The sequence below is a fragment of the Pseudomonas mandelii genome (genome assembly GCF_024138395.1).
GTDB classification, from domain to species: domain Bacteria; phylum Pseudomonadota; class Gammaproteobacteria; order Pseudomonadales; family Pseudomonadaceae; genus Aquipseudomonas; species Aquipseudomonas mandelii_E.
The window spans coordinates 1-21,193 of the sequence record NZ_JAMYDU010000030.1 but is presented as its reverse complement, the minus strand read 5'-3'; the positions used below and the strand labels follow the sequence as shown (position 1 = coordinate 21,193).

Annotated in this window: 21 protein-coding genes; 18 read left to right on the top strand and 3 right to left on the bottom strand. The window is 58.2% G+C overall.

Annotated elements, in window-relative coordinates:
- Nucleotides 1–214 precede the first annotated feature (214 nt).
- Complete coding sequence (locus NHU87_RS25750) at nucleotides 215–2,410, top strand: hypothetical protein (protein ID WP_253553597.1); 2,196 nt, start codon at nucleotides 215–217, stop codon at nucleotides 2,408–2,410.
- A gap of 282 nt (nucleotides 2,411–2,692) precedes the next feature.
- Here the strand turns inward: NHU87_RS25750 and NHU87_RS25745 are convergent, their stop codons facing one another.
- Nucleotides 2,693–2,998: a DUF2288 domain-containing protein gene (locus NHU87_RS25745; protein ID WP_033059033.1), complete on the bottom strand. Its 306-nt coding sequence runs from the start codon at nucleotides 2,996–2,998 to the stop codon at nucleotides 2,693–2,695.
- Nucleotides 2,999–3,348: 350 nt separating this feature from the next.
- On the opposite strand from NHU87_RS25745, the gene NHU87_RS25740 reads away from it, so the two are divergent.
- The 11 genes from NHU87_RS25740 (at nucleotide 3,349) to NHU87_RS25690 (ending at nucleotide 12,395) form a co-directional block, all read left to right on the top strand.
- A complete protein-coding gene (locus NHU87_RS25740) occupies nucleotides 3,349–4,473 on the top strand; it encodes a branched-chain amino acid ABC transporter substrate-binding protein (RefSeq protein WP_253553595.1) in 1,125 nt (374 codons plus the stop codon).
- 233 nt (nucleotides 4,474–4,706) lie between these two features.
- Complete coding sequence (gene livH, locus NHU87_RS25735; RefSeq protein ID WP_253553593.1) at nucleotides 4,707–5,630, top strand: high-affinity branched-chain amino acid ABC transporter permease LivH; 924 nt, start codon at nucleotides 4,707–4,709, stop codon at nucleotides 5,628–5,630.
- Entirely contained in the window at nucleotides 5,627–6,883 is a 1,257-nt protein-coding gene (locus tag NHU87_RS25730) for a high-affinity branched-chain amino acid ABC transporter permease LivM (protein WP_253553590.1), read from the top strand. Before livH ends, NHU87_RS25730 begins: the two co-directional genes overlap by 4 nt.
- Nucleotides 6,880–7,647: a high-affinity branched-chain amino acid ABC transporter ATP-binding protein LivG gene (gene livG, locus NHU87_RS25725; protein ID WP_214381119.1), complete on the top strand. Its 768-nt coding sequence runs from the start codon at nucleotides 6,880–6,882 to the stop codon at nucleotides 7,645–7,647. The genes NHU87_RS25730 and livG overlap by 4 nt, the downstream gene beginning before the upstream one ends.
- Nucleotides 7,648–8,349, top strand: coding sequence for an ABC transporter ATP-binding protein (locus tag NHU87_RS25720; RefSeq protein WP_007906649.1), 702 nt, complete (start codon nucleotides 7,648–7,650; stop codon nucleotides 8,347–8,349).
- 272 nt (nucleotides 8,350–8,621) lie between these two features.
- Nucleotides 8,622–9,026: an antitoxin Xre-like helix-turn-helix domain-containing protein gene (locus NHU87_RS25715; RefSeq protein ID WP_253553588.1), complete on the top strand. Its 405-nt coding sequence runs from the start codon at nucleotides 8,622–8,624 to the stop codon at nucleotides 9,024–9,026.
- Nucleotides 9,020–9,712 (top strand): RES family NAD+ phosphorylase, encoded by a 693-nt coding sequence (locus NHU87_RS25710; RefSeq protein WP_253553585.1) that lies wholly within the window; start codon nucleotides 9,020–9,022, stop codon nucleotides 9,710–9,712. The genes NHU87_RS25715 and NHU87_RS25710 overlap by 7 nt, the downstream gene beginning before the upstream one ends.
- A gap of 260 nt (nucleotides 9,713–9,972) precedes the next feature.
- Nucleotides 9,973–10,278, top strand: coding sequence for a BufA1 family periplasmic bufferin-type metallophore (locus NHU87_RS25705; protein WP_253553582.1), 306 nt, complete (start codon nucleotides 9,973–9,975; stop codon nucleotides 10,276–10,278).
- Nucleotides 10,279–10,303: 25 nt separating this feature from the next.
- A complete protein-coding gene (gene bufB, locus NHU87_RS25700) occupies nucleotides 10,304–11,158 on the top strand; it encodes an MNIO family bufferin maturase (RefSeq protein WP_253553579.1) in 855 nt (284 codons plus the stop codon).
- Nucleotides 11,155–11,913 carry an HvfC/BufC N-terminal domain-containing protein gene (locus NHU87_RS25695; protein WP_253553576.1) on the top strand — a complete coding sequence of 253 codons (759 nt, stop codon included), beginning with the start codon at nucleotides 11,155–11,157 and terminating at the stop codon, nucleotides 11,911–11,913. The genes bufB and NHU87_RS25695 overlap by 4 nt, the downstream gene beginning before the upstream one ends.
- A complete protein-coding gene (locus NHU87_RS25690) occupies nucleotides 11,910–12,395 on the top strand; it encodes a DoxX family protein (RefSeq protein WP_253553572.1) in 486 nt (161 codons plus the stop codon). Before NHU87_RS25695 ends, NHU87_RS25690 begins: the two co-directional genes overlap by 4 nt.
- Nucleotides 12,396–12,582: 187 nt before the next feature.
- Here the strand turns inward: NHU87_RS25690 and NHU87_RS25685 are convergent, their stop codons facing one another.
- Nucleotides 12,583–13,497: a LysR family transcriptional regulator gene (locus NHU87_RS25685; RefSeq protein ID WP_253553569.1), complete on the bottom strand. Its 915-nt coding sequence runs from the start codon at nucleotides 13,495–13,497 to the stop codon at nucleotides 12,583–12,585.
- 106 nt (nucleotides 13,498–13,603) lie between these two features.
- Between NHU87_RS25685 and NHU87_RS25680 the strand changes: the two genes are divergently transcribed.
- From NHU87_RS25680 to NHU87_RS25670, 3 genes are all read left to right on the top strand, one after another.
- The gene (locus tag NHU87_RS25680) at nucleotides 13,604–14,203 is read left to right on the top strand and encodes a short chain dehydrogenase (RefSeq protein ID WP_253553566.1); all 600 of its coding nucleotides are present in this window, start codon (nucleotides 13,604–13,606) and stop codon (nucleotides 14,201–14,203) included.
- A gap of 160 nt (nucleotides 14,204–14,363) precedes the next feature.
- A complete protein-coding gene (locus NHU87_RS25675) occupies nucleotides 14,364–15,029 on the top strand; it encodes a COG3650 family protein (RefSeq protein ID WP_253553564.1) in 666 nt (221 codons plus the stop codon).
- 95 nt (nucleotides 15,030–15,124) lie between these two features.
- Nucleotides 15,125–16,738 (top strand): NAD(P)/FAD-dependent oxidoreductase, encoded by a 1,614-nt coding sequence (locus NHU87_RS25670; protein ID WP_253553561.1) that lies wholly within the window; start codon nucleotides 15,125–15,127, stop codon nucleotides 16,736–16,738.
- A gap of 124 nt (nucleotides 16,739–16,862) precedes the next feature.
- On the opposite strand, the gene NHU87_RS25665 is transcribed toward NHU87_RS25670, so the two are convergent.
- A complete protein-coding gene (locus tag NHU87_RS25665) occupies nucleotides 16,863–17,960 on the bottom strand; it encodes a PLP-dependent cysteine synthase family protein (protein WP_195840152.1) in 1,098 nt (365 codons plus the stop codon).
- A gap of 248 nt (nucleotides 17,961–18,208) precedes the next feature.
- Between NHU87_RS25665 and nhaA the strand changes: the two genes are divergently transcribed.
- The 3 genes from nhaA (at nucleotide 18,209) to NHU87_RS25650 (ending at nucleotide 20,924) form a co-directional block, all read left to right on the top strand.
- Nucleotides 18,209–19,417 carry a Na+/H+ antiporter NhaA gene (gene nhaA / locus NHU87_RS25660; protein WP_253553558.1) on the top strand — a complete coding sequence of 403 codons (1,209 nt, stop codon included), beginning with the start codon at nucleotides 18,209–18,211 and terminating at the stop codon, nucleotides 19,415–19,417.
- A 101-nt stretch (nucleotides 19,418–19,518) separates the two neighbouring features.
- Nucleotides 19,519–20,703, top strand: coding sequence for a colicin E3/pyocin S6 family cytotoxin (locus tag NHU87_RS25655; RefSeq protein ID WP_253553555.1), 1,185 nt, complete (start codon nucleotides 19,519–19,521; stop codon nucleotides 20,701–20,703).
- Complete coding sequence (locus NHU87_RS25650; RefSeq protein WP_253553553.1) at nucleotides 20,700–20,924, top strand: hypothetical protein; 225 nt, start codon at nucleotides 20,700–20,702, stop codon at nucleotides 20,922–20,924. The genes NHU87_RS25655 and NHU87_RS25650 overlap by 4 nt, the downstream gene beginning before the upstream one ends.
- Nucleotides 20,925–21,193: the final 269 nt, after the last annotated feature.

Genomic DNA, 21,193 nt, shown 5'->3' with positions numbered 1-21,193 from the left:
GACAACGTTGCCATCATTTAGCCTCCTTTCGATTAAAGATCATCGAATATTGGCCGATTCATCATGAATAAGGAAAGGATTCCCCCGAGCGATCCACAGGCCAAGACCCTGACGCTCGGGCCACATTCGCGCTGCAAAAAGACGCGAGATCTCATTCCGTGATGACTCGATGACACTCGTCGCCGAGCCGACCAGTCCAGGTATATGGCGCACAATGACTTCTAAAAATAATCCGGCCACCGCGGTATCCGATCTGACCCTGAGCCCCGCGGCGAACAGCCCCTCATCGTCGAAGCCATTGACCCCATCGCGTCCGCTGGCGACTCAGCAATACCTGTACTTCACCGAAACCAATACCGACCGCATCCTCGACAACCTCGACGGCCTGCGCGATATGGTGTTCCCGCGCCCGCCCCATCTGGAAGGCGACAACGAACAGCACAGCGATCAGGAATTCCCGTCGGTGTGCCTGATCGGTCTGGGCCGTTGTGGTTCGAACATCGCGCTGGACGTGGCGGAGCTGGTGTACAACGCCCGCAAGTTCTACCTCAACGAATTCAACAACGAAGACCGTCTGTCGCCGGACAAACGCTATGCCGAAAAGGGCTACAGCCCGGCGCAGTGGATCCGCAACAACCTGCGCCTGGGGCCAAACAAGGCCAGCAAACCGGTGTTTCTGGTCGAGCCGCTGGTGATGCTCGGCGACCTGGACAAAGACATCGCCGGTCGCATCCGTTTCTCGCGCAAGGGCGAAAAAAGCGGCTTTTTGCGCGACTACAGCAAAATGAAAATCATGGACTTGTCGGAAGTCCACGCTGGTGGCGCCGGTAACGCGCCGATCCTCGGCCAGTACCTGGCCAAGATCATCCTGAACAAGGACACCCAGCGGTTTTCCAGCCCTGACTGGAAGATGATTCACTCGTACTTGATCGACAGCTGCGGGATCAAGGCCAACCAATCGCGCCTGTATTTCTCGATCTTCAGTGCCGGCGGCGGTACCGGTTCGGGCATGGCCTCGGAGTTCGGCCTGGCTCAGCAGCACTCGTACATGAACAAGACGTTCGACACCAAGCCGATGGACGAGCACGACAGCAAGAGCGGTCATTCCTTCGTCTTCGAGCCGATCTTCACCAGCGGCATCTGCGTACTGCCGAACATTTCCGATCACCGCAGCGAAATGTCCGAGGCGCTGCACATCAACGCCGGTCGCCTGCTGTGTAAATACCTGTCGGAAGAGTGGGACTTCTCCTACAACTTCGCCAACGAAGACAGCAGCGAAGCCAGCGTCATGGGCCGTATCCGCCCATGGAACGCGATGATGCTGATCTCCAACGACATCATGCGTTATGCCGAAGAAAGTGATGACGGCAACATCCAGAACATTGATGTCAATGCCATGGAAAAGCATGCCAACCAGTACATTTCACAGCAGATCTTCAACATTCTGACGGCGCAGGCGGTGACCACCGACTACGACCAGAACTATTTCCGTCGCGCCGGCATCGACATTGGCGAAACCATTCGCCTGGACGCCAACGACCTGTTCATGAGCCTGGCCGGCCCGGTCGCGATTGCCTACGCCGAGTCCGTGGTGCCGGAAACCCCGCCACCGAGCAGCGACAAGTTCAAAGTGTTCGAGAAAGAGCCGCAGCGCTTGAACATCGATGACCTGTTCTTCCGCTCAATTGACCTGCCGCACTTCAACAAGGTCACCCAGGCGATCGAAGGCATCAGCCTGTTGCCGATCGAGTCCAAGCGCTATCGCGCCTCGCTGGAGCAGTACAAGAATTCGGGCTATGACGCGGCCGCGTTGCACGACCTGCACTTCTTCAAGAATTGCTCGTCGGTGGTGTCGATTGTTTCGCTGCCCAAAGACTACAAGCTGTCCTACATGGACCTGAACCGGTTGAAGACCCACCTCAACAGCCTGTTCCCCAACACCACGCTCAAGCGTTATGCGCTGGTGATCGGCGCCTCGGCCAACTTGTCGCTGACCACCCTGATCGCCAAGAGCCCGTGCCTGTCGGACGACTTCCTGACGCTGATCGTGGCCTTTATCAAACGCTGCTTTGCGAAAAACCCGTACCGCTTCGACGAGACGCTGGACAACTCGATCCTGGACTTCATCATTAATGAAGACTTCGACGAAGACCGTATCGACGAACTGCTCAACGAATTCGAAAACCCGGCGAAGATCCTCGATACCAACTGGTACGCGATCAAACCGATGTACGAGAAGAAGTACCGCGAACTGATCAACGACAAGGACAAGTTTGTCTCGATCAACGACATTCGTTTGTCTCGGGATTGCGTGAAGAAGTCGATCAAGTATCTGCGCGAGATTTACCGTCACCGGATTGGCAAGACCAAGGTTATTTCTTTGAATAACCATACGGGTAAGACGGCTTAACTCGATCGTTCCCACGCTCCGCGTGGGAATGCCTCAACGGACGCTCCGCGTCCGCACTTGGGACGCGGAGCGTCCTTGGCTGCATTCCCACGCAGAGCGTGGGAATGATCACATCCAGAAACAATTAAGCAGCCCACCGGCTGCTCAATAAACTGTTCCCGTTACGTTTACGGCACCCTCGCCAAGACCCTTCTGTGGCCTTTCTCTACGGCAACATGCCATCACGCTACTCGGCTACACACTTTTAGCTGGCAAAGCAGCGCACCAATAAAGTGCAAGCACTCAGCTCGTCGCCCTTTCCTGGATCAGAATCCACGGCGAAACCACTACCGCCCAAAGCTCTGGATCGCGCTCGAAAAGATCCAGCGCCCGCGTTTCAGAGAGCTTGGCCACCTTGTCGGCGGCCAGCCATGCGGCGACTTTCTCGCCTTCATCGGTTGCCACCGCTTCTGCCGCAGCGATCAAATCCAGACCTGGATCGACCCACAATAGGGCACCCTTGGCAAAGAACGGCTCCAACTCTTTCCAGGTAATAGATGCGGTCTCACCAAGCAGCTTGGCATAGAGGGTGCTAGGTTCTTGAGTCATGGGTTCTATCCGCAAAGAAAATCGACGTGAATGATAACGTCGGTAGTGCGCCAGAAAAACCCGGATGCAATTGCGTTACCGATTGAAAAACGCCAGGAAAGCCAAGGAATGCTGCTGAACCAAGTATTAGCCAGCTAACATCCCGCCGTGATTCTGTCTTTTTCTTTCAATAAAGCGACACCCTCAGGTTTTGCCCCCCGGCGCCGCCTTCCCAGGCTAACAATCGGCGCTCTACACTGTACCGGTACAGTTGCCGGGGGCATTTTCCGGAGGATATCAACGATATCTGACCCGGTTCTGCTGCTACGGCGCCAGGACTATAAAAACTACAACAGTAAGAGTGGAGCACTATGACTAAGGCTACTAAGCAGATTTCAAAACTGTTTGCCGCTATGGTTCTGGCCGGGGTTGCCAGCCATTCGTTCGCCGCTGACATCAAGATCGGTATCGCCGGCCCTAAAACCGGCCCTGTAGCCCAATACGGCGACATGCAGTTCAGTGGCGCCAAAATGGCCATCGAACAAATCAACGCCAAGGGCGGTGTCGATGGCAATAAGCTCGTCGCCGTTGAATACGACGATGCCTGCGATCCAAAACAAGCGGTTGCTGTCGCGAACAAAGTCGTCAACGACGGCGTCAAGTTCGTGGTTGGTCACCTGTGCTCCAGTTCCACTCAACCGGCGTCCGACATCTACGAAGACGAAGGCGTGATCATGATCACCCCGGCTGCCACCAGCCCGGACATCACCTCCCGTGGTTACAAAATGGTGTTCCGCACCATCGGTCTGGACAGCGCCCAAGGCCCTGCCGCCGGTAACTACATTGCCGATCACGTCAAACCGAAAATCGTTGCCGTGCTGCACGACAAACAGCAATACGGTGAAGGCATCGCCAGCGCCGTGAAGAAAACCCTCGAAGGCAAAGGCGTCAAGGTTGCCGTGTTCGAAGGCATCAACGCCGGCGACAAAGACTTCTCCTCGATGATCGCCAAGCTCAAGCAAGCCAACGTCGACTTCGTTTACTACGGCGGCTACCACCCGGAACTGGGTCTGATCTTGCGTCAATCCCAGGAAAAAGGCCTGAAAGCCAGGTTCATGGGTCCGGAAGGCGTGGGTAACGACTCCATTTCGCAGATCGCCAAGGAATCTTCCGAAGGCCTGCTGGTGACCCTGCCGAAATCCTTCGACCAGGATCCGGCCAACATCGCCCTGGCTGACGCGTTCAAAGCCAAGAAAGAAGACCCAAGCGGTCCGTTCGTGTTCCCGGCCTACTCGGCTGTGCAAGTCATCGCCGATGGCATCAAGGCCGCCAAGAGCGAAGACACCACCAAAGTGGCTGAAGCTATCCACGCTGGCACGTTCAAAACCCCGACCGGCGACCTGTCTTTCGACGAAAAGGGCGACCTGAAGGACTTCAAATTCGTGGTTTACCAGTGGCACTTCGGCAAACCTAAAACTGAAGTTTCGCCTCAGTAAGGCCTTGGCCTGACTGACTGCCAATAAAGCCCACGGCGTGCCGTGGGCTTTGTTTTACGAACGTATTGGGCCGCGCTGGCGTGATCCGCCAGTCTCCCCACCTGAAAATCTCAAAACCGTCATCAGCGGTTCGCTGGCAAACCTCGAATTCGAAGTGGATGCAGATCCACGGGGCTCGAGCGGGAAAATGACTCCACCAGTGAAATGCGTATCAGGTTTTTAGGAGCGCTGTAATGCCTGACATCTATCACTTCTTCCAACAGCTGGTTAACGGTCTGACCGTTGGCAGCACGTATGCCCTGATTGCCATCGGCTATACGATGGTTTACGGCATCATTGGAATGATCAACTTCGCCCACGGCGAGGTGTACATGATTGGCTCTTACGTGGCGTTCATCGCCATCGCCGGGCTGGCCATGATGGGACTCGACAGTGTCCCGCTGTTGATGACCGCGGCTTTCCTCGCGACCATCGTCGTTACCAGTGCCTACGGTTACAGCATCGAACGGATCGCCTATCGCCCCCTGCGCGGCAGCAACCGTCTGATCCCGCTGATCTCCGCCATCGGCATGTCGATCTTCCTGCAGAACACGGTTCTGCTGGCGCAAGACTCCAAGGACAAATCCATCTCCAACCTGATCCCTGGCAACTTCGCCATCGGGCCAGGTGGCGCACATGAAGTGCTGATTTCCTACATGCAAATCGTGGTGTTCGTGGTGACCCTGGTCGCCATGCTCGGCCTGACGCTGTTCATCTCCCGTTCTCGCCTGGGTCGCGCCTGCCGCGCCTGTGCCGAAGACATCAAGATGGCCAACCTCTTGGGTATCAACACCAACAACATCATCGCCCTGACCTTCGTCATCGGTGCCGCACTGGCGGCCATCGCGGCCGTGCTGCTGAGCATGCAATACGGCGTGATCAACCCGAACGCCGGTTTCCTCGTTGGCCTCAAGGCTTTCACCGCCGCAGTATTGGGCGGTATCGGCAGCATCCCCGGCGCGATGCTCGGCGGGCTGGTGCTCGGGGTGGCGGAAGCCTTTGGTGCCGATATCTTCGGCGACCAGTACAAGGACGTCGTGGCGTTCGGTCTATTGGTTCTGGTGTTGTTGTTCCGGCCAACCGGCCTGTTGGGCCGTCCGGAGGTTGAGAAAGTATGACTAGGAATCTTAAACAGGCGTTGTTCAGCGCCTTGCTGGTGTGGGCTGTTGCCTACCCGGTACTCGGTCTGAAACTGACCATTGTCGGCATCAACCTCGAAGTCCATGGCACCAGCACTGCAACGCTGATCACCATCGCCGTGTGTTCGGTGCTGATGTTCCTGCGGGTGCTGTTCGACCAGCAGATCAGCTCGGCCTGGAAAGCCTCGCCCAACCTGCCGGTGATGCCGGCCAAGGCCAGTAATTTCCTGACCCTGCCGACTACCCAGCGCTGGATCATCATCGCGTTGATCATTGGTGCACTGGTCTGGCCGTTCTTCGGCTCACGTGGGGCGGTGGACATCGCCACCCTGGTGCTGATTTACGTGATGCTCGGCCTGGGCCTGAACATCGTGGTCGGCCTGGCCGGCCTGCTCGACCTCGGTTACGTCGGCTTCTACGCCGTGGGTGCCTACAGCTACGCGCTGCTGTCGCACTACTACGGTCTGAGCTTCTGGATCTGCCTGCCGATCGCCGGGATGATGGCGGCCACCTTCGGCTTCTTGCTCGGCTTTCCGGTGTTGCGTTTGCGCGGTGACTACCTGGCGATCGTGACCTTGGGTTTCGGTGAAATCATCCGTCTGTTCCTGCGTAACCTGACCGAACTCACTGGCGGCCCGAACGGCATCAGCAACATTCCCAAGCCAACGCTTTTCGGACTGACCTTCGATAGAACTGCCGCAGACGGACTGCAGACCTTCCACGAGTACTTCGGCCTGACCTACAACCCGGTAAACAAGGTGATCTTCCTTTACCTGATCGCGGTGTTGTTGTCGCTGTTCGCCCTGTTCGTCATCAACCGTCTGCTGCGCATGCCCTTGGGCCGTGCGTGGGAAGCGCTGCGTGAAGACGAAATCGCCTGCCGTGCATTGGGTCTCAATCCTACGGTCATCAAGCTGTCGGCCTTCACCCTCGGTGCTGCGTTCGCCGGTTTCGCCGGTAGCTTCTTCGCCGCGCGCCAAGGCCTGGTGACACCGGAGTCCTTCACCTTCATCGAGTCGGCGACCATCCTCGCCATCGTGGTGCTGGGCGGCATGGGCTCGCAACTGGGCGTCGTCCTCGCCGCCACGGTGATGATCCTGTTGCCGGAAATGATGCGTGAGTTCAGTGAATACCGCATGTTGATGTTCGGCGCCTTGATGGTGCTGATGATGATCTGGCGTCCTCAAGGTCTGCTGCCGATGCAACGCCCTCATATGGAGCTGCGCAAATGAGCCGTGAGATCCTTAAAGTAGACAACTTGAGCATGCGCTTCGGTGGCTTGCTGGCGGTCAACGGCGTAGCCCTGAGCGTCAAAGAAAAACAGGTGGTGGCATTGATCGGCCCCAACGGTGCCGGCAAGACCACTGTGTTCAACTGCCTGACCGGTTTCTACAAACCGAGCGGCGGCAGCATCCTGCTGGACGGCGAAGCGATCGAAGGCCTGCCCGGCCACAAGATCGCCCTCAAAGGTGTGGTGCGGACCTTCCAGAACGTGCGGCTGTTCAAGGACATGACCGCGGTCGAGAACCTCTTGATCGCCCAGCACCGTCACCTGAACACCAACTTCCTGGCGGGCCTGTTCAAGACCCCGGGGTTTCGCAAAAGCGAACGCGAAGCCATGGAGTTCGCCGAGTACTGGCTGGACAAGGTCAACCTCAAGGCCTTCGCCAACCGTCCGGCCGGCACCCTGGCCTACGGTCAGCAACGTCGTCTGGAAATCGCTCGCTGCATGATGACCCGTCCGCGGATCCTCATGCTCGACGAACCGGCCGCCGGCCTGAACCCGAAGGAAACCGAAGACCTCAAAGCGCTGATCAGCATGTTGCGTGAAGAGCACAACGTCACCGTACTGTTGATCGAACACGACATGAAACTGGTCATGAGCATTTCCGACCACATCGTCGTGATCAACCAGGGCACGCCCCTGGCCGACGGCACGCCGGAACAGATCCGCGACAATCCTGAAGTGATCAAAGCCTACCTGGGGGAAGCGTAAATGCTGCAGTTCGAAAACGTTTCCACCTTCTACGGCAAGATCCAGGCGCTGCACAGCGTCAACGTCGAAGTCCGCCAGGGCGAGATCGTGACCCTGATCGGCGCGAACGGCGCCGGCAAGTCGACCCTGCTGATGACCCTCTGCGGTTCGCCGCAAGCCCACAGCGGCAGCATCCGCTATATGGGCGAAGAGCTCGTCGGCCAGGACTCGTCGCACATCATGCGTAAAAGCATCGCCGTGGTCCCGGAAGGTCGTCGGGTGTTTGCCCGTCTGACCGTGGAAGAAAACCTCGCCATGGGCGGATTCTTCACCGACAAGGGCGATTATCAGGAACAGATGGACAAGGTCCTCGGACTTTTCCCACGCCTGAAAGAACGCTTTGCCCAACGCGGCGGCACCATGTCTGGCGGCGAACAGCAAATGCTCGCCATCGGCCGTGCGCTGATGAGCAAGCCCAAGCTGTTGCTGCTCGACGAGCCATCGCTGGGCCTGGCACCGATCATCATCCAGCAGATCTTCGACATCATCGAACAACTGCGCAAGGACGGTGTAACGGTGTTTCTGGTGGAGCAGAACGCCAACCAGGCCCTGAAAATCGCTGACCGTGCCTACGTGCTGGAAAACGGCCGGGTGGTGATGACAGGGACAGGTGAAGCGCTGTTGACCGACCCGAAAGTGCGCGAAGCGTATCTTGGTGGTTGAGCGATTGCGGTAAACAGAGAAACGGCCTTCGGGCCGTTTTTTTGTGCCTGGCACAATCCCCATAACAATGAAGATCCCCGTAGGAGCTGCCGAAGGCTGCGATCTTTTGATCTTGATTTCCGGCGATTCTGGTGAAGATCAAAATCAAAAGATCGCAGCCTTCGGCAGCTCCTACAGGGGGTTGTGTACTTCTTTTTAATCATGATCGCGCTTGATCTATAGAGACATTGTTAATATATTTGTATCTATAGACCAAATCAAAGTGATCACCAATGACAGCTACCTCCCAAGCCCAAGCATTCACCAAAGACCAGTGCGTGACTGGCCTGCGAGCCGCTGTCGGCATACTCGAAAAGTGGCAGGCGTCGAGCGATCAGGCCTGTCGTATCCTGCGCATTTCCCGCAGTACATACTCACGGGCAAAGCAGCGCGATCCCGATTGGTCCGTAAGCCTGGATTCAGACCAGATGCAGCGCATCAGTTTTATTCTCAACATCCACGCCACGCTGCGCCTCGTTTTTGATAACCCTGAAAACGTCTATGGTTTTCCGGCAATGGCGAACGAAAACGAGTTCTTCAACGGCCGAACCCCGCTCGACATCATGTCGCAGGGGGATATGATTTCCCTGTACGAGACGTTTCGGCGGATCGACGTGCTGCGAGGCGCACAATGGTGATGGTGAGCCAGCTGCCAGCATTGGCCGGTGAGCAATTGCAGGCCTATCGATTGGTCAATTCAAAGTTTCCGCCCATCGCGTTGTTTGACGACGTAGCGGACGCGGACGAATTTGACGCTCTGTATCAGATACAGGCCCTCACCAATCCCAGGCTGCAAAATGAGGTCGGTCGGCTTGAGCTGATACCGCGTGCAGAAATCCCCTTTGGCATCCCTGGATGCTCTTACGCGACAGCGCCTTTCACCCATGTCAACCCGGCTGGTTCGCGTTTCAGCGATGGCAGTTTTGGTGTGTTGTACTTGGCTGCCTCGATGGAGACCGCGCTGGCTGAGGTGCAGTACCATCAGAATCAGTATTGGTCGAAAGTCCAGAATCTCAATTACGAGCGGTTTGTTTTCCGGGGGTTAACCTGCACGTTCGTTGACGAAGCCATGAGGGATGCCACCTCCATTGCGATGAACGATCCTGTCTACGACCCCGTCGATTACACCCACTCCCATCGTTTGGGAAAGGCAGTCAAGGAGGCTGGGTGCCTTGGTCTGCGGTACAACTCTGTGCGTATGCCTGGCAATTACTGCTGGGCGCTGATGACGCCGCGACCCGTCTCCTCGGTCATTCAAACAGCTCACTACGAGATGATCTGGAATGGTCAGATTACCGGGGTCAATAAAATCAGCGTTGCCTGACCGACTTACGGGCGCGGTAGATCCCACTTGGTAATACGCCCCCCGTAGGAGCTGCCGAAGGCTGCGATCTTTTGACTTTGATCTTTTCTGAACTGCTGAAAATCAAGATCAAACGATCGCAGCCTTCGGCAGCTCCTACGGGGGCTGTGTATTTTTCTGATTTTTTTCGTTGGGGCTGTAACGCATCAACCTGTCGTTTCTCTAGAGCAGTAAGCAAGCACAAACGCTTGCCAATCCAAGCTCAATTTCGGAGAAACATCATGACTGCTACCACCCGCACCCTGTCCGCCACCGCCCTGGTTCTGGCCCTCGGTTCTGCCCTGAGCATCGCCGCTGTCTCCACTGTCCATGCCGCTGACGACAACATGGAAAAATGCTTCGGCGTGGCCATGAAAGGCAAAAACGATTGCGCCGCAGGCCCCGGCACGACCTGCGCCGGTACCGCAAAAACCGACTACCAGGCCAACGCCTGGAAACTGGTCCCTAAAGGCACCTGCACCACCATCGAAAGCAAAACCTCGCCAACCGGTTTCGGCCAGTTGGACGCCTACAAAGCCAAGTCCTAATCAGAACCCAGCCTGAGTGTCGACCATGAACTATTTACCTTCCGGGCTCCCGCCCCGCTCCGGGCTGGGGCTCAAGACCGAGCACTTTCGTGAAGTGCTCGGTGCACAACCGGACATCGGTTTCTTCGAAGTCCACGCCGAAAACTACATGGTGGCCGGCGGCCCGTTTCATCATTTTCTGGGGTTGATCCGCGAGCAGTACCCGCTGTCGCTGCACGGCGTTGGTCTGTCCATCGGTGCCGAAGGTCCGCTGGATCTTCAGCACCTGCAAAGGCTGACTGCGCTGATCGAACGCTATCAACCTCAATCCTTTTCCGAACACCTGGCCTGGTCCAGCCATGGCCCGGTGTTTCTCAACGACCTGCTGCCCCTGGCCTACGATGCGCCGACGCTGAACCGCGTCTGCGAGCACATCGATCAGGTGCAGAGCACCCTCAAACGCTCGATGCTGCTGGAGAACCCGGCGACGTATCTGGCGTTCCAGCGCTCGACAATCGATGAAGCTGACTTCATCAGCGAAGTCATTCATCGCACCGGCTGCGGCCTGCTGCTGGACGTCAACAACGTCTACGTCTCCTGCATCAATCACCAAAGAGATCCACTGGCCTACATCGACGCGCTGCCGCTGCACGCAGTGGGAGAGATTCATCTGGCCGGGTTTGCCGAAGACACCGACAGCCTCGGCGACCGTCTGCTGATCGACGATCATGGTGCGCCCATCGATAACGCGGTATGGACGCTGTATGGGCGGGTGCTGGAACGGGTTGGCCCGATTGCCACGTTGATCGAGCGCGACAACCAGTTACCGGCCTTCAGCGTGCTGCACGCCGAAGCCCGTCAGGCTGATGAGTTGCTGCATTGCGCGGGGGACCGGCCATGAGCACTCAAGCCGCGTTTGCCGCCGCCCTGCTCGATCCGCAACGGTCCTGCCCCGTGGGATTGTTCAGCGCCAATGGTGCCGATCCCGCCAGCCGTTTCGCGGTGTATCGCAACAATGTGCAGAGCTCGCTGATCAACGCCCTGGCCGACAGTTATCCCGTGGTTTCGCAGTTGGTGGGCGATGAGTTCTTTCGGGCGATGGCGGGATTGTATGTGCGGAGTTACCCGCCTCAAAGCCCACTCATCAACGATTACGGCAAGGACTTCGCCGAGTTCATCGACAATTTTGAACCGGCAGCCAGAGTGCCTTATCTGGCCGACGTGGCGCGGCTGGAGCGGTTGCGCGTTCAGGCCTATCACGCCGCCGATGCACAACCCCTGAGCCATGATCAGATCGCCGCCGCGCTGTCGCACCCGCAGGCGCTGGGCGAGCTGACGGTCGAATTTCATCCCTCCCTGAATCTACTGACTTCAGCTTTCTCCGTGGTCTCGATCTGGGCGGCCCATCAACAGGACGCGACGTTGGCCGGGATCGACCTCGACCACCGGCAAAACGCGCTGGTGTTGCGCAACGACCTGGAGGTTGAGGTTTTCGCCATCGACCACGGCGCCAGCACCTTCATTCACAACCTGCGAAACGGCCAATCCCTGACCCAAGCGTTAGAGACAACGCCCGCCTTCGACCTCAGCCAAATCCTGGCGCTGCTGATCAGCCACAACGTCATTACCCATTTACATCACAAGGTATCGCCATGAACACCCATCAGAATCCCATCGCCCGCGCTATCGCGCTGTTGGAAAAAATCCCCCACAGCCTGATCGCCTTTATCGCGCGTTTTTCCATTGCGGCGGTGTTCTGGAAGTCGGGGCAAACCAAGGTGGAAGGCCTGACCATCGACTTGATCGACGGCACCTTTGAACTCGGCGTGCCGCGTTTGGCGGACTCAACCATTCCGTTGTTCCAGAGCGAATATCACCTGCCATTGCTCTCCCCGGAACTGGCGGCGCACCTGGCAGCCTTCGCCGAGCATTTCTTTCCGGTGCTGATCCTGATCGGCTTCGCCACACGTTTTTCGGCGTTGGCACTGTTGGGCATGACGCTGACTATTCAGCTGTTTGTGTACCCCGATGCGTATCCAACCCACGGCACTTGGGCTGCGGTGCTGCTGTATTTGATAGCGACCGGACCGGGCAAGTTGTCGATCGATCATCTGATTGCCAAGCGTTACGCCCGCTAACTGTCGATGGATAGGGATCCCCTGTAGGAGCTGCCGAAGGCTGCGATCTTTTGATCTTGATTTTCAGCCACTCCGAGAAGAGCAAGATCAAAAGATCGCAGCCTCCGGCAGCTCCTACGCCGATCTTCATTAGCCGTTCCAGTTACACCGATCACTGTTACCGCCGAAACAATTACACCAGTTCCCATTACCGTCGAAGCCGATCCAACGCCTCGCCACTGCGCTTGAACCAACCCATCAAATAATCCGCCAGCACTTGGGTACGTTTCGGCAAACCGCCCTGATACGGGTGCACCAGATACATCGGCATGCTGCGGGTCTGATAATCACGCAGGAGCCAGCGCAAACGCCCGTCAGCCAATTCCTCTTGCAGCAAGTACGACGGCAAACGCGCAATGCCCGCATCCGCCAGCGCGGCTTTCTTCAAGAGGTTGTAGTGGTTGCTGGCGAACGGTCCCGACACCCGCACCCGCAGTAACTCGTGCTGCTGGTGATAGAGCCATTCTTCGCGACCACTGTAATGGCTGTTGAGCAGGCAACGGTGCTCGGCCAGTGCCTGAGGCGTCAGCGGTTCACCGAATCGCTCAAGATACGCGGGGCTGGCGCAGGTCATCTCGTGCCAGGCCAGCAGCGGACGTGCGACCAGGCGTTCGTCGTTGGCCACCTCCGAGCGGATCGCCAGGTCGAACCCGTCGCGGGACAGGTCACGGTAATTATTGTTGAGCTCCAGTTCGATCTGCACCTCGGGGTACTGCCGGGAAAACTCCAGCAGTGCGCCGTCAAAGAAGGTTTCCCCCAGTGAAACCGGAACCGTCATCCGCACCGGGCCGGCCATGTCGTCTTTCAATCGCGCCAAGGCCTGACGCGCTCGCTCGACTTGAATCACCAGTGCCTGGGCTTGCGGCAACAGCGCCGCGCCTGCCGCCGTCAGGCTCAAGCGGCGTGTGGTGCGTTGCAGCAACACCATGCAAAACCGCGATTCCAGCAGGCTGATGCGCTTGGAGAGTTGCCCTTTGCTGCAACCCAGTTGTTGGGCAGCGAGGGTGAAACTGCCTGCCTCGATCAACACCGCGAACGCTGCAAGGTCGTCCATTTCGCTCATCGGATTGTTTCCATTCGAAAACCAAAGGTTGCCTATTAGCCCGGTTATCAATGGAAAAAACCACTCTAAACTTGAATTTCAATCCAACCCATTCAGGTACAGCACGATGAAAATTCTTTTGATTGGCGCCTCTGGCACCGTCGGTTCGGCGATTGACCATGAACTGTCCCAGCGCCACGAAATCATCCGTATTGGCCGTAAAAGCGGTGAGTTTCAGGTCGACATCAGTGACAGCGCCTCGATCCGCAAATTGTTCCAACAGACCGGCAACTTCGATGCGCTGATCTGCGCCGCCGGCAGCGTCAACTTCGTGCCGCTGGCCAACATGACCGAACAAGACTTTGAACTCGGCTTGCGGGATAAGCTGATGGGTCAAGTCAACCTGCTGCTGATCGGTCGTGAATTCGCCAATGACGGTGCGTCATTCACCTTCACCACCGGCATCCTCAGCCACGATCCGATTCGTACCGGCAGCTCGGCCTCCCTGGTCAACGGCGCCCTGGACAGTTTCGTCCGTGCAGCGGCGATCGAACTGCCGCGCGGCTTGCGCATCAACTCGGTCAGCCCGAATGTGCTGGTCGAAGCCATGGGCAGCTACGCCCCGTACTTCCGCGGTTTCAAACCGGTTCCCGCCGCCGAAGTAGCGCTGGCCTACGCCAAAAGCGTGGAAGGCTTACAGACCGGCCAGACCTACCGCGTCGGCTAACGCCAGAATCAAAAGATCGCAGGCTTCGCCAGCTCCTACAAAGGCCCGGCGTACACCCCGTAGGAGCTGCCGCAGGCTGCGATCTTTTGATCTTGCTTTGCAGGGTTGTGATGAACGGTCAGGCTGAGTAACGTGGCGACACTTGTCAGGAGACTCAAAGATGCGTGTTGCCCGTTCCTTAGTGCTTGTTGCCCTGCTTCCGCTGTTCGCCGCCTGCCAGTTGCTTGATGGCCCGCGCGAAAGTGCTTCCCATGTGGGCCAGACCCGCATGCAGGGCCAGTTGACGGCGGCGGACGGCAAATTGCTGTTCCAGCCGTGCAATGAGCAGCGCAGTTATGCGGTCAACGACACCGGCGGCACCAGCGTCCTGCAAGAGGCCGCGACCCTGGCCGATGATCAGGGCAAGTTGTTTGCCGACGTGCGTGGCCGGATCATTGCCAATGGTGTCGATAGCCGACTCGATCTGGAGCAGCTGTACCGCGTCGAACGCTCGGGCACGGCGTGCGACGATCCCAATTTCAAACAGCTGATACTGCGCGCCGCCGGCCATGGCCCTGAATGGAACGTCAAAGTCAGCGGCAAAGGCATGGTCATCGACCGCGACGGTCAGCCACCCTTGGCCCTGCCGTACGTTGAAGAACAACTGGGCGATGGCCGCTTCAACCTCAGCACCGAAGCCAACAATCAGCGCATCGAGCTCTGGGTCGCGCCGCAACGTTGCGTCGACAGCAGCACCGGCAGCGTGCAGCACATGAGCGCCGAGCTGCGCATCGATGGCCAGGTGCAACGCGGCTGCGGGTATTTTGGCGGATCGCGTAACGACTGATCGTTTTTGCCTCACGGGAATCATCCTTTGAGGCTTATAATCGCGGGCTTCAAACGCCTTGGCGCAGTTGTGCGCCCCGCGAACCGGATCCCGTCATGTTACGAATCACCGAACTCAAGCTGCCGATCGACCATCCCGAAGAAGACCTGCGCCCTGCCATCCTGCAGCGCCTGGGCATCGCCAGTGATGACCTGCTCGACTTCACCTTGTTCAAGCGCAGCTACGATGCGCGCAAAAAGTCCTCCGAACTGTGCTTTATCTACACCATCGACCTCAACGTTCGCGATGAGGCGTTGGTGCTGCACAAGTTCGCCGATGACCGTAACGTCAACGTGGCGCCGGATGTCAGCTACAAAGTGGTCGGCCAGGCGCCGGCTGATCTTGAGCAACGTCCTGTCGTCGTGGGTTTCGGCCCGTGCGGAATCTTCGCCGGCCTGCTGCTGGCGCAGATGGGCTTCAAGCCGATCATCCTCGAACGTGGCACCGAAGTGCGTCAGCGCACCAAGGACACTTGGGGCCTGTGGCGCAAAAGCGTGCTCAACCCCGAATCCAACGTGCAATTCGGTGAAGGCGGCGCGGGTACGTTCTCCGACGGCAAGCTCTACAGCCAGATCAAGGACCCGAAATTCATCGGTCGCAAAGTCCTGCATGAGTTCGTCAAGGCCGGCGCGCCGGAAGAAATTCTCTATGTCAGCAAACCGCACATCGGTACGTTCCGTCTGACCGGTGTGGTGGAAAACATGCGTGAGCAGATTCGCGCCATGGGCGGCGAAGTACGCTTCCAGCAGCGTGTCACTGATGTGTTGATCGAGGACGGCCAACTGGTCGGCGTCGAGCTCAATGGCGGCGAACAGATCCATTCGAAACACGTGATTCTGGCCCTCGGCCACAGCGCCCGGGACACCTTCCGCATGCTCCACGGTCGTGGCGTGTTCATGGAAGCCAAGCCGTTCTCGGTGGGTTTCCGCATCGAGCACCCGCAATCGCTGATCGACCGCGCGCGCCTGGGTAAATACGCCGGGCACCCGAAACTCGGCGCCGCCGATTACAAACTGGTGCACCACGCCAGCAACGGTCGTTCGGTCTACAGCTTCTGCATGTGCCCGGGCGGCACCGTGGTGGCGGCGACCTCCGAACCTAACCGCGTGGTCACCAACGGCATGAGCCAATACTCGCGTAACGAGCGCAACGCCAACTCCGGGATCGTCGTCGGGATCACCCCGGAAGTCGATTATCCAGGTGGCCCGCTGGCTGGCATCGAGTTGCAGGAACGCCTGGAATCCCACGCCTTTGTGCTGGGCGGCAGCAATTACGAAGCGCCGGCGCAACTGGTTGGCGACTTCATTGTCGGCAAACCGTCGACCGAGTTGGGCAGCGTCGAGCCGTCCTACAAACCGGGTGTTGCCTTGGGCGATTTGGCCCTGGCGTTGCCGGCATTCGCCATCGAAGCCATTCGCGAAGCCTTGCCGGCGTTCGAGAAGCAGATTCGTGGCTACTCGCTGCACGACGCCGTGTTGACCGGGATCGAGACGCGCACGTCATCGCCACTGCGGATTACCCGTAACGAGTCGATGCAGAGCCTGAACGTGAAGGGCTTGTTCCCGGCCGGTGAAGGCGCGGGTTATGCGGGCGGGATTTTGTCGGCGGGTGTGGATGGTATTCGGATTGCCGAAGCCGTAGCTCGCGACATCCTTGGCCTTGAGGCCTAAGGAACGATCACGCGCACTGTAGGAGCGAGGCTTGCCCGCGAAGAAGTTGACGCGGTCTTTCTGAAAGACCGCATTATCGTTCTTCGCGGGCAAGCCTCGCTCCTACAGGGGGCGGTGTCTGGGGTCAGATATTGGCGCGCAACACGCTGGCCGGCAGCGGCTCGCCGCGCTCGACACTCGCCGCCACGGCATCCATCAAACCGCTCAACTCATACCCTTGGGCCTTGAGCCAGGCCTGATCGTAATAGGTGGTGGCATAGCGCTCGCCGCCATCGCACAAAATCGCCACGATCGACCCCGACTCTCCCGCCGCTACCATCTGCTGGGCTGCCATCAAGGCGCCGATCAGGTTGGTCCCGCTCGACCCGCCGACCCGTCGCCCCAAACGCTGCGCCAGGTAATGCATGGCCGCCAGCGACAACGCGTCCGGTACTTTGACCATCGCATCGATCACCTTGGGCAGGAACGACGCTTCCACCCGCGGCCGGCCAATGCCTTCAATCCGTGACCCGCAATCCAGGCGCAGGCTGGCATCACCGGTCTGGTAATAATCGAAGAACACCGAACGCTCGGCATCAGCGCACAGCACGCGGGTGCAATGCTGGCGATAGCGCACGTAACGGCCAAGCGTCGCGGTAGTGCCGCCGGTGCCGGGGCTGGAAATCAGCCAGCTCGGTTCCGGGTGCTGCTCGAAACGCATCTGCTGGAAGATCGATTCGGCGATGTTGTTGTTCGCCCGCCAGTCAGTGGCGCGTTCAGCGTAGGTGAACTGGTCGATGAAGTGCCCATCATGTTCGCGAGCCAAGCGTTCGGACTCGGCGTAGATCTGCGTCGGATCGTCCACCAGATGGCTCTTGCCACCATAAAAAGCGATCTGCGCGATCTTTTCCTTGGACGTGGTCGCGGGCATCACCGCAATGAACGGCAGTCCCAGCAGGCGGGCGAAGTACGCCTCGGAAATCGCCGTCGAACCGCTGGAGGCTTCGATCACCGGCGCACCGGGTTTGAGCCAGCCGTTACACAGGGCGTAGAGGAACAACGAGCGCGCCAGCCGATGTTTCAGGCTGCCGGTGGGATGACTCGACTCATCCTTGAAATACAACTCGATGCCCGGCAACCCCGGCAGCGGCAAGGGGATCAGGTGGGTATCGGCGCTGCGCTGGAAGTCGGCTTCGATGATCCGGATGGCTTCGCGGGCCCACTGTCGGTTGTCGCTCATGATGGTTTTCTCGTTGAATCAGGCAAAGAGTCGGCCTTGTCGCAAGGCTCAGCCCACAAGCTTAGGAAAGAACCTACATCATGCACAGATACAGCTGAGGTCCAATACGTTTGGCAACTGCTAGGCTCAGGCCTTTGCTGACTGCCCACGTTGTAACGGCATATAACAAAAAAGAATATAACTTTTGTTTTAACAACTAACCGTACGGGTTAGGGTGTGCCACCTTTTGAATTCATCGATGGAGAGCGACCTTGCCTCTGCGTAGCACGTTCACGCGTTTCTTTCAGTTGGAAGCTGCCAGCGGTCTGTTATTGATCGCCGCGGCCGCTCTCGCCCTGATCATCAACAACTCATCGCTGTCGTGGCTCTATAGCGGGCTGCTGGACACCCCCGTGGTAGCGCAGATCGGCGCGCTGAAAATCGCCAAACCGCTGCTGCTGTGGATCAACGACGGCCTGATGGCCTTGTTCTTCCTGCTGATCGGTCTGGAAGTGAAACGCGAAGTGCTCGACGGCCAACTGTCGAAACCGTCGCAGATCGTCCTGCCCGGCGCGGCGGCGATTGGCGGCATGGTGGTGCCGGCGTTGATCTACTGGTTCTTGAATCGCGACAACCCGCCGGCCCTGAGTGGCTGGGCGATCCCGACCGCCACCGACATCGCCTTCGCCCTTGGCGTACTGGCCCTGCTGGGCAAACGCGTGCCGGTGTCGCTGAAACTGTTCCTCATGACCCTGGCGATCATCGACGATCTGGGCGCGATTATCATCATCGCGATCTTCTATTCCGGCGCACTGTCGACCTTGTCCCTGGCACTGGCTGCGGCCTGCATCGCGGCCTTGATCGGGATGAATCGACTCGGCGTAGTGAAACTCGGGCCGTACATGATCATCGGGCTGATCCTCTGGGTCTGCGTACTCAAGAGCGGCGTGCACGCCACGCTGGCCGGTGTGACCCTGGCCTTCTGCATTCCACTGCGCACGAAAAACGCCGAGCCTTCGCCGCTGCTGACCCTGGAACATGCCCTGCATCCATGGGTGGCCTACGGCATTCTGCCGCTGTTCGCCTTCGCCAACGCCGGCCTGTCCCTGAGCGGCGTGACCGTCGAAAGCTTCACCCACGACGTGCCGATGGGCATCGCTGTTGGTCTGCTGCTGGGCAAGATGGTCGGCGTGTTCGGCCTGACCTGGCTGGCGGTGAAAATCGGCATCGCCGCCCTGCCCCAAGGCGCCAATTGGGGTCAGGTGCTGGGCGTGGCAATCCTCTGCGGCATCGGTTTCACCATGAGCCTGTTTGTCGGTTCCCTGGCTTTCGTGCCCGGCGCCAGTGAATACGCCGGGATGGATCGAATGGGGATTCTGACCGGTTCGATTCTGGCGGCATTGATCGGTTATGCGGTGACGGCGGCGGCGAGCCGCAAGAGTACTGCACCTGTTTTTCTGAGCGATAGAGAACACTCTTAACGACAATCAGGATTAGTCCTACAGCCACGATTAGCCACGTTCGTTAACGTCGTGCAGCCCCTCTTTCCGGGGTTGCCGATGGACGAGTGAAAGGACAATCAGTGGCTGGCAGCAAGGGCATCCCCCGGGTTCAAAACCCACCCTCAGGCGACGGGCATCACGTCACCCATCGCTACATGACGGCCATCGAACTGGCCGAGCGCGATGCCAGGCAAAACGCTTACGACGCCATGCTCGCCAGGCAGCAGGCCTTCGAAGACAGCCTTCCGGTCGCTGCGAAAAAGGACGATGGTGTCCGCGCGGGATGCGTATTCGCCAAGTCCTGCAAGCTGCCCGATGCAATCATCGACTACACGAATCCCTCCGGCGTTGTTCCGACAGACAGCCTGAAGGATTACGGCGAACTGATCCTGCTCGGTGCCCGCGAGGCCGATGAAAGCGGTGGCATCCCGCTTAAGAAAATCAGTGGCACTGCGATTCCGGCCGGTTTCGGCAGCTTCACCTTGGCCGGTTCAGCGTTCGCCGCATTACCCGCAGTCGCCGCCAGCACCGCTGCCGCCACGCTGACGGGGCTGGTTGCACTGGTCATCCCGTCGAGCCTCGGCGACAGTTCCCTCTATACCGAAGATCAACTGCGATCCCTCAAACAGGCGCGCACCCGCGTTCGCCTGCTAGTCGAGCAGCAGCCTGACGGCACTCTCAAGGGATACGGTTTCTACACCGGCAAAAACCGTGACTGGGAGATGGTCGATGTCGTGCAGTTCACCTTGCGCGGCAGTCAGCAGGTAGCTGATCTTGGGGATGGTATCGAGCTGATCTGGACCCCGGCCGAGGACGGTTCAAACATCCTCGGCATCCCCGCTTTGAAAGCCGCACCGCAAGCGCCCCACATCTGGGTTTATCCGCCGACGAAGGCGGCTGACAGCATCATCGTGAATCCGGTGTACCCGCCTGAGTACAAGGATTTCATTCTTGTGTTTCCGGCGGATTCGGGGGTATTGCCGGTTTACATCGTGCTGAGCATGCCTCAGCTTAATTACCATCAAAAACCTGACTCTCTGCCAGCTTTTCCAGGCGCTAAATGGGCTACCCCAAAAACTCCAATCAAAGGTGGCGGAGGGTTGCGCCCACGCTGGAAGGATAGAAGCGGAACGATTTACGAGTGGGACTTCCAGCATGGAGCCGTTGAAAAGTACAACAAGCGTGGAAAACACTTGGGCGAGTTCAACCATGAAACTGGCACTCAGAACAAACCAGCAGATCCAACAAGGAAGGTAGAGCCATGAAGCATTTAATTATGGGGGTTCCGAAAGGCGAGGATTTTCCTTCATTTGAGAAGCAGATCCCTATTTCCACCACCGAACTCAAACTGATTATGGGGTGGGAAAAAGACGAAGATTCATTCCATGATTATCGCCTTACAGAACAACAAATCATCGGTATAGAAAAAGCATGCTCACTCGATCTGCCTAAAAATCTCGAATTATTTCTGACCTCATACGACTAACGAGTTATCGAAAACGACCTGCATACGACGTCTGTCAGTACCCGCGCCATCCATAACAATCCACAAAAAGAAAACCCCGACCAGTCACCTGATCGGGGTTTTCTTTTTAACCACTCCATTGGCGCTGATACAAAGCGCAGCGTCAAGCGTTACCCAACGGTTGCCGGGCAGCCCCTAATGCCAGTTAGTTAAGGGCACATCGGACCTGTAGGAGCCAGGCTTGCCGGCGAAGGCGTTCTTAAGGACGCCTTCGCCGGCAACCCTGGCTC